The sequence below is a fragment of the Bradyrhizobium sp. MI1.4 genome, from assembly GCF_055811315.1.
Map to the genome: position 1 here is coordinate 18,825 of NZ_JBVVPP010000044.1, position 13,797 is coordinate 32,621.

At 65.7% G+C, this 13,797-nt stretch carries 13 protein-coding genes; 10 read left to right on the forward strand and 3 right to left on the reverse strand.

All coding sequences use genetic code 11. The features are described from left to right. Positions 1-33: 33 nt before the first annotated feature. Both AC0L23_RS30825 and AC0L23_RS30830 read right to left on the reverse strand, forming a co-directional pair. Positions 34-1,329 carry a Spy/CpxP family protein refolding chaperone gene (locus AC0L23_RS30825; protein WP_085384020.1) on the reverse strand — a complete coding sequence of 432 codons (1,296 nt, stop codon included), beginning with the start codon at positions 1,327-1,329 and terminating at the stop codon, positions 34-36. A gap of 138 nt (positions 1,330-1,467) precedes the next feature. Continuing rightward, positions 1,468-2,484 carry a LysM peptidoglycan-binding domain-containing protein gene (locus AC0L23_RS30830; protein ID WP_085358495.1) on the reverse strand — a complete coding sequence of 339 codons (1,017 nt, stop codon included), beginning with the start codon at positions 2,482-2,484 and terminating at the stop codon, positions 1,468-1,470. Positions 2,485-2,670: 186 nt separating this feature from the next. Here AC0L23_RS30830 and AC0L23_RS30835 point away from each other — a divergent pair, with 186 nt between their 5' ends. The 10 genes from AC0L23_RS30835 to AC0L23_RS30880 all read left to right on the forward strand — a co-directional run bounded on the left by AC0L23_RS30835 (position 2,671) and on the right by AC0L23_RS30880 (position 13,530). Then, positions 2,671-3,357 (forward strand): TolB-like translocation protein, encoded by a 687-nt coding sequence (locus tag AC0L23_RS30835; protein WP_026233205.1) that lies wholly within the window; start codon positions 2,671-2,673, stop codon positions 3,355-3,357. A 137-nt stretch (positions 3,358-3,494) separates the two neighbouring features. After that, positions 3,495-6,158 (forward strand): bifunctional diguanylate cyclase/phosphodiesterase, encoded by a 2,664-nt coding sequence (locus tag AC0L23_RS30840; protein WP_473357720.1) that lies wholly within the window; start codon positions 3,495-3,497, stop codon positions 6,156-6,158. Positions 6,159-6,370: 212 nt separating this feature from the next. After that, positions 6,371-7,330, forward strand: coding sequence for a helix-turn-helix domain-containing protein (locus AC0L23_RS30845; protein WP_162496292.1), 960 nt, complete (start codon positions 6,371-6,373; stop codon positions 7,328-7,330). A gap of 98 nt (positions 7,331-7,428) precedes the next feature. After that, the gene (locus tag AC0L23_RS30850) at positions 7,429-7,716 is read left to right on the forward strand and encodes a hypothetical protein (RefSeq protein WP_085358489.1); all 288 of its coding nucleotides are present in this window, start codon (positions 7,429-7,431) and stop codon (positions 7,714-7,716) included. A gap of 103 nt (positions 7,717-7,819) precedes the next feature. After that, positions 7,820-9,025: an NAD(P)/FAD-dependent oxidoreductase gene (locus tag AC0L23_RS30855; RefSeq protein ID WP_018456606.1), complete on the forward strand. Its 1,206-nt coding sequence runs from the start codon at positions 7,820-7,822 to the stop codon at positions 9,023-9,025. Between the two features lie 77 nt (positions 9,026-9,102). Further along, the gene (locus AC0L23_RS30860) at positions 9,103-9,900 is read left to right on the forward strand and encodes an acetoacetate decarboxylase (protein ID WP_018456607.1); all 798 of its coding nucleotides are present in this window, start codon (positions 9,103-9,105) and stop codon (positions 9,898-9,900) included. Positions 9,901-9,932: 32 nt separating this feature from the next. Beyond that, positions 9,933-11,105 carry a patatin-like phospholipase family protein gene (locus tag AC0L23_RS30865; protein ID WP_085358487.1) on the forward strand — a complete coding sequence of 391 codons (1,173 nt, stop codon included), beginning with the start codon at positions 9,933-9,935 and terminating at the stop codon, positions 11,103-11,105. Positions 11,106-11,139: 34 nt separating this feature from the next. Beyond that, entirely contained in the window at positions 11,140-11,922 is a 783-nt protein-coding gene (locus AC0L23_RS30870) for a 3-hydroxybutyrate dehydrogenase (RefSeq protein ID WP_085358485.1), read from the forward strand. Between the two features lie 128 nt (positions 11,923-12,050). Next, on the forward strand, positions 12,051-12,968 hold the full coding sequence (locus AC0L23_RS30875; protein ID WP_018456610.1) for an MBL fold metallo-hydrolase: 918 nt from the start codon (positions 12,051-12,053) through the stop codon (positions 12,966-12,968). A 202-nt stretch (positions 12,969-13,170) separates the two neighbouring features. Beyond that, entirely contained in the window at positions 13,171-13,530 is a 360-nt protein-coding gene (locus AC0L23_RS30880; protein WP_018456611.1) for a hypothetical protein, read from the forward strand. Between the two features lie 67 nt (positions 13,531-13,597). Here AC0L23_RS30880 and AC0L23_RS30885 read toward each other — a convergent pair whose 3' ends face one another. Beyond that, positions 13,598-13,720, reverse strand: coding sequence for a hypothetical protein (locus AC0L23_RS30885; protein ID WP_018456612.1), 123 nt, complete (start codon positions 13,718-13,720; stop codon positions 13,598-13,600). Between the last annotated feature and the right edge of the window lie 77 nt (positions 13,721-13,797).

The following is a 13,797-nucleotide window of genomic DNA, read 5'->3' on the forward strand; positions in this document are numbered from 1 at the left end:
GGGCACGGAATTGGCTAGAAGCGGTGCGGTTGATCACACCCCGCGCTTCGGCCCGATCGCCTCGAAGCCGGCCTTCTGCTCGTCGCTTAAGTCAGCTTCGAAATCGTCGAGCGCGTCACTGACGCCGTTCACCGCTTGCAGCATCGTCTGCAGCCGCGCCTTCACGGCGGTGAGGCGTGCCTGTGGTGTCGGTGCGGCCGGTGACGGACAGGCGCTGAGCGTTTCCATGGTGCGCAGTGTGGTGTCCTGGAGCACGTCGAGGCGGGCGCGGGCGGTGTCGTCGAGCTTGAGCGTGGAGGCGATCTCGGCCGCGGGCCATTGCTGCTGCACGAGCTGCTCGTATTGGCGCTGCAGCTTCTCATCGTAGCGGGGATCGCTGTCCGCCTGGCAGGCCGATGCCGCCTGGGGATTCTTTTGCTGGATCGCTGCAAGCGCGGCGCGGCGCTCCTTGGCCAGGCCGTCGAGCTTGGCCTTCTGATTGTCGTCGAGGATATCGACGAACTTTGCCAACGCAGGTGCGACGGCGTCCGTTCCCTTGATCATGGCCTCGATGCGCTCGCGCATCAGGCCGAGGCGCTCGATGGCCGTCGCGGGGACCTGCGTCGGACAGGCGGCGCGGATGGTGTCGCGCGCGGATGCCCACGCGGTGGCGAGCTCGTCGAGCGCTGTGCGCTGCAATTCATTCGGCTGCACGGCAGCGGCGATGCGATCGACCGGCAGGCCGCCGGTGTCGCTGGCATCGCAGACAGTCTCTGCGGTCGGGAGCCGCCGTCCGCGCCGGCCATGCGGCGCGGTGTAGGCCGCAAGCTCGGTGGCCGCATAGGGCGCGAAGATCGCGGCATAGATGTCGCCATAGCCGTAGAGCGAGAGGCTGGTCGTATCGCCGAGCATGATCGCGGTGGTGAGATCGTCATACGCGAATGGCCAGAACACCGGGCCGACCCAGCCGTAGCTGCCGTCGGGATGTCGCCACCAGCCCTGCGGACGACGGCCGCCACGCCAGCCCGACAGCGCAGCTTGCGCGGTCATCGCCGCACGGAGCACGTATGGATTGGCAGGCTGGCCGCGCTCTGTGCCGCGAGGATCTTGCGACCGCAGCGCCGCGGAGCGGTATCGGCTGCCCCGCACCGCCATGCGGGCATGGCGCAAGCGAGACATGCCGATCATGTGGCCGACGGCGAAGCGCGCAACCCCGAGCGGGCCGCCGCGGAAGCCGAACTGCGCCTCGGCGCGATTTGGCAACAGCACCGCCAGAATCACGAGGGTTGCGCCTGTTAGCGCGAGCCCCAGCCTGGCTCGCAATTTTGGCCCCAAGCGTGATCTCGACATGACCACTGACCTGTCCACCTTGGCCCTCCTCCGGTGCCAAGCGCACATCGCGTCGCATCACCATGACGCGCGAGGGAACCAAATGTTCCGGAAGCGCACAGGGCAAAGCGCCGCAACGCGCGGCAGCGCGATGCGGTGTCACTCCGCCTTTTGCGGCAGCACGAAGGTTTGGCCGGGATAGATCAGATTGGGATTGTGGATCTTGGCGCGGTTGGCGTTGTAGATCACGGCAAAGCGGGCGCCGTTGCCGTAAGCGAGCCGGCTGAGCGCCCACAGGCTGTCGCCGCGGGAGATCACCCGGCTGCCGCCTGTTTCCGCCGCTGCTCCGCTGACGGCGTCCGCCGGCGAGGCCGATGCAACGGTCGTGGCCGCGGGCGCCCGCGCCATGACCCCCGATCCGCCCTTCGGTTTCGGTGCGCCCATCAATCTCGGCCGGGCCGCGGGCCTGTCCGACACCGATGCCACGACATCCGACTTGTCGTCGGGCTTCTCGGCCTTCGCCTCTTGTTTCGCCTCTTGCCGCGCGACCGGTGCAGGGCGAGCGGGCGGCGGTGCGGCTTCGGCGATCACGACCGGCATGCTGCGGCCGGATTGCGTGACGGTGCCGTCAGGCGATTTCGCCCGCAAGGTCAGCTCGTAGGAACCGGCGGGAAGCTGCGGCGGCGTCATCACGAATTGGCCCGACGCATCCGCCACGACTGTGTCGATCGGCTTGCCGTCGCGCAGCAGCTCGACCTTGGCACCCGGCGTCGCCCGACCCGCGATCACCGCCGCCTCGCCGTGATCGTCGACGCGTGCAACGTCGAAGCGGGGGCCGGTATCCGCAATCGCCGGCGGCGGCTTGACCGGTGCAAGATCGGCAAGCGCGGCCGTGACCTGCTTTTGCGTCTCGGCCAGCGCACCCGCCTTCGTTTCAGCGGGGGACGCGGCCGGCACCGGCGGCGCGCTTGCGGCTAGCTTGGGCTCTTCCGGCTTGAGTTCCGGCTTGGGTTCGACCTTCTGTTCGACCTTGGCCTCCGGCTTGGCGGCGACCACGGAATCGGTCTTGGCCCCGATCGGCAGCAGGCGACGCAGCTCGGTGGGGCCGATCACCAGCACGGTGCCGCCCACCGCGAGCAGACAGAATGCAATGAAGGCCTTGGTCGCGGTCACCATCGGAAACGAACCTTGATCAGGAAGAACCTAGCAAATCAATCGAGCCGGCAAGGTGCGCCGTTTTGGCCACGGCAGCAAGACGGTCGATGGGATGATGCGCCGGCACGCCGGGATGAACCGGCGCACCCCCGCCGGCGTCAAATGATCGAGGCCGCATCGCGGCATTTTTCTTGAGGAATTTTTTCCGTGACCGCATTTTGCCGTCCCGCACAATGGCTGGTGGTTGCCCTCATCCTGGCCGCAACTCCGGCGCTCGCCGCTTCCGGCCCGCCGTCTGGCTTCGCTCTCACTGACGATGCCGATCTAGCCTTCACCTCGCCCGACAAAGCCACCAAGATCGAGCAGTACATGAAGGACAGCGGAGATTTCGACGTCAAATGGCAGGCCTGGGCGAGGCGTGGCGACCAGATGACGGAGCTGAAGCCCGAGCAGGGCTACGGCGCCGGCTTCCGCTTCACCCCCGACTCGCAATGGCTCGTGCGGATGCAGAAGACCGGCTCCGGCGAGCAGGACCTCTATCTCTACCATGTCGACAAAGGCGCCTTCGTCAGCGTGACGAAGACCTCGTTCAGCGATCTGGCCTGGGCCTATTTCCACAGCCGGCCGGACACGGGGAAGATGAAGCTCGACTACCACATCTCGGCCAATCTCGTGAAAGGCACCGAAGAGGCCTATCGCGGGCTTGGCGTGCACTGGCCGGACAACCGTTACCTTGTGATCTCGGGCGAAATGGACAAGCACCCGAAGAACGTCGCCGTGAAGGGATTGGCCGACTGGCGCTGCCGCTATGATCTCAAGACCGGGACCTTCGACGTGCCGGCGATGTTCGCCAAGACCAATGCGGAAGCGTTGCGATGGGAAATCCGACGCTGAGGGAACCATGGCCCCGCATCTTCAGACAAGCGATGGAACCAACCCTCTGATTCCATTCCGATTCATGTTTTCCTAACCCTCACTGGTAACGTGGTCTTGTCGGTTTTGCCGCATCTTGCATCCCACGGGAGGGCTGCATGGGCACATCGATCCGATGGAGCGCGCGCATGCGCGCGTTGCTGCGCCGTTGGCGCGGCGCGCCGCTGACATGGCTGATCGCAGGGGGCTTCGTGCTGATGGCCGCAATGGCGATCGGCACCGCGCTCACCGTCGACCGCTTCCGGCAGAATGCGATCGAAAGCGGCCGCGACAGCGTGGAGAGCGCGGTCCGGTTGCTCGCGCGCCATTTCGACCGCGAGTTCGAGGACTTCGCGGTGCTGCAGAAGAGCATCATCGCCGAGCTCGAAAGCCATGGTATCGACTCCGCCGACGTCTTCCGCAGCGAGATGGGCACGCTCGCTGTGCACGAGGCGCTGCGCGCCAAAGCCAGCGGCTGGTCGGACGTCGCCGGCGCCAACGTGTTCGACGCCAAGGGCGTGCTGATCAACTCGTCGCGGCGCTGGCCGGTCGCCGATGTTTCAGTTGCCGACCGCGGCTATTTCAATCGCCTCAAGAACGATCCGGCGTCGCAGGAAGAGATCGAGGTCGTGCCGGGACGGTTGGGCAGCGGACCGGCGATCGTGTTCGCGCGCCGCGTCTCCGATCCCCACGGCGAATTCCTTGGGCTGGTCTCGCGCGCGATCACGCCCGACCAGCTCGAATCCTTCTTCGCCTCGAGCGGGCTCGGCGAGGATTCCTCGATCGCGATGCACCACCAGAACGGCCAGCTGCTGGCGCGCATTCCGCATGTGGAGGCGATGATCGGGCAGAATTTCCGCAACGGCACGCGCGAGCAGATGGCGGTGTTCGAGCGCACCTTCGTCACGACCCAGCTCGCAAGCCCGATCGACGGCAAGGATCGCATCGTCGCCGCACGCCTCCTGACCGGCGAGCCGCTGGTGGTGGTTGCGACCAAGTCGCTGGATGCGACGCTGGCAACATGGCACACGCAGACCAAATTCTTCGTGACCGTCGCCGTGCTGTCGATCGGCCTGCTCGTGCTGACGCTTTATTCCATCTTCCGCCAGATGACGCGCCGGCTCGCCGTGGAGAAGCAGCAGCTCGACACCGCGATGAACACGATGACGCAGGGCTTGCTGATGTTCGACCAGGACCAGCGGCTGATCGTCTGCAACCGCCGCTACATCGAGATGTACGGGCTGTCGGCCGAATTGGTGAAGCCCGGCGCGTATTTCCGCGACGTGATTCAGCATCGCCATGACACCGGCTCGTTCGACGGCGACGTCGATTCCTATTGCGACGGCATTCTGGGCAGCGTCGGCCAGACCCACAGCGCGATAGTCGAGACCTCCGATGGCCGCCTGATCGAGATCAAGAACCAGCCCGGCGCCGGTGGCGGCTGGCTCGCGACCCATGACGACGTCACCGAGCGCATCCGCGCCGACGAGCGCATCGCGCATATGGCGCATTACGACGCCCTCACCGACCTGCCCAACCGCGTGCTGATGCGCGGCCATCTGGAGCGGCGCGTCGCCGAGCTTGCCCAGGGCAAGCCGTTCGCGATCCTCTATATCGACGTCGACGAGTTCAAGGGCGTCAACGATTCGCTGGGCCACGAGGTCGGCGACGAGCTGCTGCGCCAGGTCGCGAACCGCCTGCGCGCCTGCGTCAGCGGCAGCGACATGGTCGCACGGCTGGGCGGCGACGAATTCGCCATCGTCAAGGCCGGCAGCCGCGACGAGGCCGAACTGACCGCCCTCGCCGAGCAGATCCTGAAGGCGCTGCGCGCCCCCGTGGACTGCAACGGCCAGGAAATCCCGACCGATGCCAGCATCGGCATCGCGATCGCCCCCGACCACGGCGACAATCTCGACGATCTGCTCAAGCGCGCCGATCTCGCGATGTATGCGGCGAAATCCGAGGGCCGCCGCACGTTCCGTATCTTCGCGCCCGAACACGACGCCAAGGCGCGGCTGCGCCGCCAGCTCGAGTTCGATCTGCGGCAGGCGCTGGCCCGCGGCGAGTTCGAGGTGCACTACCAGCCGCTGGTCGATCTCGCGGCCAATGTCGTCACCGGCTGCGAAGCGCTGCTGCGCTGGCACCATCCGGAACGCGGCATGGTCTCGCCCGCCGACTTCATCCCGGTTGCGGAAGAGACCGGATTGATCGGCGAGATCGGCGAATGGGTGCTGAGGCAGGCCTGCCTCGAGGCGGCCTCCTGGCCCGGCGACATCCACATCGCGGTCAACGTCTCACCGGTGCAGTTCCGCTCGCGGACGCTGGCGCTGAAGGTCGCAGCCGCACTCGCCGAGTCGGGTCTCGCGCCCGGACGGCTCGAGCTCGAGATCACCGAGACGGTCCTGATCCGCGACGACCAGGAGGCGCTGACGATCCTGCAGCAGCTGCGCGAGCTCGGCGTGCGCATCGCGCTCGACGATTTCGGCACTGGTTATTCGTCGCTGAGCTATTTGCATCGTTTCCCGTTCGACAAGATCAAGATCGACCGCAGCTTCATCAGCGACATCGGTCAGTCGGAAGATTCCTCGCCGATCGTGCAGGCGGTGGTGCACATGGCCGCCGCCCGTCACATGGCGACGACCGCGGAAGGCGTCGAGACCGAAGCGCAGCGCGCGGTGCTGCTCCAGCTCGGATGCAGCCAGATGCAGGGCTGGCTGTTCAGCCCGGCCGTGCCGGCCGCGAAACTGAAGCAGCTGTTGTCGGCGCAGGCGGCCGCGGCCTAGCGGCGCACTGCCGCACGCTTTGTCATCAACATCTCTGTCCACTCCCGCCCGCCGTGCGTTCGCGAAAGCGCCGGCCGGCTTGGAGCAGGATCGGACAAAACATGGCGGGTTCAGGAAATACGCCCGGCAGCCACGGCGCCTAGAACACGCGCCGTTCCGTACAAATACGGACGACTGATCGAAAGCCCGAGCTGATCAGCAGGAGCCACATCATGACCGGGAACACTGCACTCATGCGCAATCCCTCGCACAAGGGCTTGCCGCCCGCACCCGACGTACAGCCTGACGATCGCTCGACGTCCGAGCGGCGCGCCGCCGACGCGGAGATGGCGCGCGTGCTCAGAACCGAGCCGTTTCGCATGGCCTTGGACTCCTCCGGCGCGGGGATCGCGCATTGGAAACATGATGCGCTGCACGACGTCGTCGAGCCCATGCGCCACCACGTGATCATGGCGCATAAAGGCGTGATGCAGCGCATGGAGCGGCGCTCGGGAAAATCGATCGCGATCGGCACGTTTCGTCCGGGGGTCGTGAACATCGTTCCGGAAGGGTCGAGCTCCCGATGGGACATTCCGAAGCCCGTCGACGTCGTGCAGCTTTACCTTCCCGACGCAACGCTGCAGCGCGTCGCTGGCGAGGCCGGGACCGCCGGGACCGCCGAATTGATTGAGCGAACGGCGCATCCCGACACCATCACGTCCCGACTGCTCCTGAGCGCCGCGGATTCGCTGGGGGGCCATGGCGTCCTTGATGCGCTGTTCCGGCATCAGCTCACGGATCTTCTGGCCACGCGCCTTTTGGCTGCGCATGCAGGCTCGCCAACCACGTTCCAGCCGACCATGGGCGGGCTGGCGCCGAAGGTCCTGCTCCGTGCGATCGAACGATTGCGCTGCGATAGCGAAGCGGATGTCTCGCTCGATGCGCTGGCGTCCGATGCCGGACTGTCGCGCTTCCATTTCTGCCGGTCCTTCAAGGAGAGCACCGGGCTATCGCCGCATGCCTGGCTGCGTCAGCACCGGCTCGAGCAGGCCATGAACATCTTGCGGGAGAGCGACGAATCGATCGTCTCGGTCGCCGCGGCGCTTGGTTACTCCTCGCAAACGGCCTTCGCCGCAGCATTCAAGAAGCTGACGGGCGAGACGCCGAGCGATTGGCGCAGGCGTATGCGTTAGCAGCAATCTCTCGACAGCGACGGCAATCGCGCTGGGGCAACGGCAAATCGGGTCAGCTACATCATCTCCATGTCCAGACCAATCGAGGGAGACCAAAGATGACCTGGAAAAACTTCGTCAGCCGACGGCTGATTGCCTCACGCCGCCGAAGCCTCGCGACCGCAACCCTGTACGGACTCTCGCTGGCCGTTCGCTTCACGTCGGCGACGGGCGAGGAAGTGGAAATTCCGGCTTACACCATGCACCCGGCACAACCGCCCGTTTCCATCATAATCCGAAATGGCGCCGGCCTTCCCTATCAGGACTGGAGTCGAAGTGAGCTTCAGCCCGTCGTCTTAGGTTACGGCCGGCCGCCGAATCTGCAGGCACGCTGCATCGCGCCCTGAGGCCAGCGATCCAACCCACCCCACGCGCCGACGCCGGACGCTGTTCTCAACGCAGCAGCGCGGTCGCGCGCGGTCTTTCGAACAGCAACCAAGGAGAAAACCCATGCGACTCGTCATCATCGGGGCCGGCTTCGCCGGCATGTACGCCGCGCTTTCCGCAGCCCGGCTGCGCGACATCCGGGGCGCCTCGCCGCAAGATCTGCAGATCGCGCTCGTTTCACCGGAGCCGACGCTGGTGGTCCGTCCGCGGCTCTACGAGTCGAAGCCGGAAACCGTGACGGCCCCGCTGGTCGACGTCCTCGAGGCGATCGACGTCGACTACATCCAGGGCAGCGCCGAGACGATCAACACCGAGGCCAGAACGGTGCAGATCACGCCCGCGAAGGGCCCGCGAAAGACGCTGTCCTACGACCGCCTCGTCGTGACCACCGGCAGCCGGCTATTCCGTCCGAACATTCCGGGCCTCGCCGAGCACGGCTTCAGCGTCGATTCGCTCGACGATGCCGTAGCGCTCGACAAGCATCTGCATGGCCTCGCGGAGCGGCCCGCCGCGAACGGACGCGACACGGTCGTCGTCGCTGGCGGCGGCTTCACCGGGATCGAGGCGGCCACCGAAATGCCGACGCGGCTGCGCGAAATCCTGGGCCCCGATGCCAAGACTCGCGTCGTCATCGTCGATCGCAACACTGCGATCGCACCCGACATGGGTGCAGGCGCCCGCCCCGTCATCGAGGAAGCCTTGCGCAAGGTTGGCGTAGAGACACGGCTCGGCGCCGGCGTCGCCGCGCTTGACGACACCGGCGTCACCTTGTCCAGCGGTGAGCACATTGAAACCGAGACGGTGATTTGGGCGGCGGGCATTCGTGCAGCGCCGCTGACCGCGCAGATTCCCGCCGAGCGCGACAATTTCGGACGGTTGCTGGTCGATCGCTGCTTGCAGGTGCCAAGCGTGCAGGGTGTCTTCGCGGCCGGCGACGCGGCACGCGCCGCCTGCGACGACGAGGGCAATTACGCACTGATGTCGTGCCAGCACGCCACGCGGATGGGCGCCTTTGCCGGCAACAATGCCGCGGCCGAATTGCTCGGCGTTCCGACCAGGCCCTACCACCAGAAGGCCTACGTCACCTGCCTCGACCTCGGCGAAGCCGGCGCGCTGTTCACACGCGGCTGGGAGCGCAAGGTCGAGCTGGTCGGCGATGTCGCCAAGAAGACCAAGCGTGAGATCAACACCGTCTGGATCTATCCGCCGAAGGCGGAGCGCGCCCTGGCGCTCGCGTCGGCCGATCCGGAACGCGTGACCGAAGTCTAGACGCCTCACGTGATGATGGCCGCGCTCCCGCGGGGCGCGCGGCCCGCCACAGCACCGACCATTCAGGAACCCACAGCATGAACCAGCAGATCCGCAACGTCGCCTTCGCGATGCCGCTGACGAATCCGGCTTTCCCGCCCGGCCCGTATCGCTTCATCAACCGCGAATATTTCATCATCCAGTACCGGACCGACCCGGAGGCGTTGCGCCGGATCGTGCCGGAGCCGCTGGAGCTGACCGAGCCTGTGGTGAATTACGAATTCATTCGCATGCCTGATTCCACCGGCTTCGGAGACTACACGGAAAGCGGCCAGATCATCCCGGTGTCGTTCCGCGGCCAGACCGGCAGCTTCGTCCACCAGATGTTCCTCAACGATCATCCGCCGATCGCCGGCGGCCGCGAGCTGTGGGGCTTTCCCAAGAAGCTGGCCCAGCCGAAGCTGGCCGTCGAGACCGATACCCTGGTCGGCACGCTCGACTACGGCTCGGTGCGCATCGCCACCGGCACCATGGGCTACAAGCATCGCGCCCTCGATCTTTCCACCGAAGCACGAAAGCTCATCGCTCCCAATTTTCTGTTGAAGATCATTCCGCATGTCGACGGCACCGCGCGCATTTGCGAACTGGTGCGCTTCCATCTCGAGGACGTGACGGTGAAGGGCGCATGGACGGGGCCCGCCGCGCTCGATCTCTTCTCCCACGCGCTCGCACCGGTCGCCGAGCTGCCGGTTCTTCAGGTGCTCTCGGCCAAGCATATCGTTGCCGATCTGACGCTCGGATTAGGCACCGTGGTGCACGACTATCTGGAGCGGTCCGCGGCGGCGCGATCGCGTGGAGCCGGATCTGAAATCCTGACCGAAACACACGCGGGCTGACCGAACAGGTCGCATTGCAAGGAGTAGTCACCATGTTCAACGTGACACGCGAACAAATCGATTCCGCACGACCGATCAATCCGCTGCCCTACGATGTCGTTGCGCTGGTGCTGCAGGGCGGCGGCGCGCTCGGGGCCTACCAGGCCGGCGTCTACGAAGGCTTGCACGAGGCCGGGATCCGGCCGAACTGGCTGGCCGGCATCTCGATCGGCGCGCTCAACGCCGCGATCATCGCGGGCTCCCCGGAAGACGAGCGCGTGGCACGGCTGCGCGAGTTCTGGGAGACGATCTGCGCAACCCCGGTGGAATGGCCTGCCGGCGAGGGACTGGCCGGTGCGCTACCGTTCGCGTTCGACTTCAACTCCCTGCACAACACGCTTGCCGCAATGCGCGCGCTGTTCCAAGGCCAGCCCGGCTTCTTCAGGCCGCGCTTCCCCTCGCCCCTGTGGTCGCCCTTCTCGGGCGACGCGTCGACCAGCTTCTATGACACGGCGCCGTTGCAACGGACGCTGGAACAGCTCGTCGATTTCGACCGGCTGAACTCGGGCGAAGTGCGTGTCAGCGTCGGCGCGGTCAACGTCCGCACCGGCAATCTCACCTATTTCGACACAGCCGAGCGGCGGCTCGGTCCGAAACACTTCATGGCTTCGGGCGCGCTGCCGCCCGGATTTCCCGCCGTCGAAATCGACTCCGAGCACTACTGGGATGGTGGCGTGGTCTCCAACACGCCTCTCTCTCGCGTCCTGTCGGGCGATGGGAAAGACACGCTGACGTTCCAGATCGATCTCTGGTCGGCGCGGGGCCGCGTGCCGCACGACATGATGGAGGTGTCGAGCCGGCAGAAGGACATTCAGTATTCCAGTCGTACCCGCGCCGTCACCGACCAGGCGCTACGGATGCAGGAGATGCGGCAGGCGCTGCAGCGGACGATCGACAGATTGCCGGACGCCGCAAGAAACGATCCCGAAATGCGCGCCATCGCCGAGCTCGCCCGTCACCGCTCCCACAACATCATCCACCTGATCTACCAGTCCAAGCTCCACGAAGGTCACTCCAAGGATTACGAGTTCGGACCGAAAGCGATGCGCGCGCACTGGCAAAGTGGACGGGACGACATCCGCCGCACGTTGGCCGACGGACGGCGCCTCGAGCCGCCGCCTTCCGAACTCGGCATCGTCACCCACGACATTCACCGCCGCGATTGACGTCGCCGGCAACCATCATCGAAAGGAGTTTTTCATGTTGAAAGGCAAAGTAGCGATCGTCACCGGATCGACCAGCGGCATTGGCCTCGGGATCGCAAGAGAACTGGCCAGGCTCGGCGCCGATATCGTCCTGAACGGTTTTGGAGATCCGGGGGAGATCGAGAAGATCCGCAGCGGCATCGAACGCGAGGACGGCGTCCGCGTCGCGTATGACGGCGCCGACATGTCTGATGGTGAGGCCGTGCGCGGAATGATCGCGGCAACCATCGAGAACTTCGGACGGCTCGACATCCTCGTCAACAATGCCGGCATCCAGTTCACCGCACCGGTCGAGGCGTTTCCGCCCGCCAAGTGGAAGGCCATTCTCGACATCAATCTGTCGGCCGCGTTTCACGGCATCGCTTCGGCCGTGCCTCAGATGAAAAAGCAGCGATGGGGTCGCATCGTCAACATCGCTTCCACGCATGGTCTCGTCGCATCCACCCACAAGGCAGCCTATGTCGCGGCCAAGCATGGCCTCCTCGGCCTCACCAAGGTGGTAGGCCTCGAAACCGCCGGCAGCGGCGTCACTTGCAACGCGGTCTGTCCCGGCTGGGTGCGCACGCCGCTCGTGGAGAAACAGATTAGCGACATCGCGGCGGAGAAAGGCATCAGCCAGAAGCAAGCGGCCGAAGAGCTTCTCTCCGAAAAACAGCCATCGCTGGACTTCGCCTCCCCTAAGCAGATCGGTGGCACCGTCGCCTTCTTGTGCTCGGCCGCGGCCGACCAGATCACGGGGACGACGATCTCCGTCGATGGCGGCTGGACCGCGCAATGAGCGCGTGACGAGCCTCTAACTCACCAAGCGATGACGGCCGCGCTCTCGCTGGCGGCGCGGCCTGCTCAACCAGGACCGGCCAGAGTCAACACCAACCAAGTGCCTCAACCTTGAAACAGGAGACCAACATGAATCTGCACAACACCTCATATCCCGTGTCATCGGGACCTGAAGAGCTCGTTCCGTCGCGCTACGCACTGAAGATCGGCGAGATCGACGTGCTGGTGGTCAGCGACGGCGTGCTGCCGCTGCCGACCAAGATGCTCGCGCACAACGCCGACCCGGCGGTGCGGGCGACCTGGCTGCACGACATGTTCCTGCCGCAGGACGCTTTCGACTGGGCGCTGAACGCCGTCATGGTTCGCAGCGGCGGCAAGACCATCCTCATCGACGCCGGACTGGGTTCGGATCCGAACCTGAACTTGCCGCGCGCCGGGCAGTTGATCAGGCGACTGGCGGCCGCCGGCATCGATCTTTCGGCGGTGACCGATCTGGTGCTGACTCATCTGCACATGGACCACATTGGCGGCCTGCTGGTCGAGGGGGTGAAGCAGCAGCTGCGCAAGGACCTGCGGATCCACGTCGCGGCCGCCGAGGTCAAGTTCTGGGAAAAGCCGGATTTCTCCCGCACTGCCATGCCGGAAGGCTTTCCGGACGCGCTTCGATCGACCGCCAAGCATTTCCTGAAGGAGTACGGCAGTCAGCTGAGGCTGTTCGATGACGAGCACGAGATTGCACCTGGCGTCATCGCCCGTCGCACCGGCGGTCACACCCCCGGACATAGCGTGGTTCGCATGGCGTCCGGCGATGATGCGCTGACATTCGCCGGCGACGCCGTGTTTGCCGTCGGGTTCGAGCAACCCGACTGGTTTAACGGGTTCGAACACGACCCCGAGGAGGCCGCGCGCGTTCGCATCCGTCTGTTGCGACAGCTTGCCGAGACCGGGGAAATGCTGGTGGCCACGCACCTGCCGTTCCCGTCCGTGGGCCGGGTGGCAGCCGACGGCGACGCCTTCCGTTGGGTGCCGGTGTTCTGGGACTACTGACCGCTTGCCGGGTTGGAGCTGAAGCAGGGCGCGGACTCGACAAGTCCGCGCCCTTGAAAATAGGATCAAACATCGACCCTCGCGGTTATCGCCCCGCTGAGACGGCTGGAACCGGTCGGCGGCGCCAGCCAGCATTGCGTCGCGTGCAGCGCAGGCGGCTCCTCGTCTGCGTTCGTGCGCGCGCGAGATCGAGCGAGGCGACATGGCGATCGCGGCATTCAGGATGATCACTCTCGTGGCGGTTGCCGCCATGATCGGCCCATCCGTGCAGGCCCGCGACGACGGTCGCTACGCGAACTCGCCCCTCAAGGGCTGGTTCGAGAGCCTGCGCAGCAAGGGCGGCGGTCCCTGCTGTGCCGATGCCGATGGCACGGCGCTGGACGATGTCGACTGGGACACCAGCAACGGACATTATCGCGTGAGACTCCTGGGCGACTGGATCGAGGTGCCCGACGACGCCGTGATCACCGAGCCAAACCGCGTCGGCCGCACCATGGTCTGGCCGTATTACGTCAACGGCCGCGCCATGATCCGCTGCTTCATGCCCGGCAGCATGATTTGAGGTCTCAACCTTCGTCCCGTCTCGGCGCAGCATGCGATGATGCGCCGTCAAACCGGCCGGCGCGGGCTCACTTGACCTGCTTGGCCGCGTGGATCTCGACGAACTCGGAGTCGGGATGGGCGACGATGGTGGCGAACATGATGCCGCTGATGATGAGCGACCAGGCGGTGTCCCAATAAATCCAAAACACGTGCCAGCCTCCGTTTCGATCTGCTCCGCCGCGGGATCAGGGTAACGGCAAGACGAGGCTGCCGTTCCCGGTGCGAG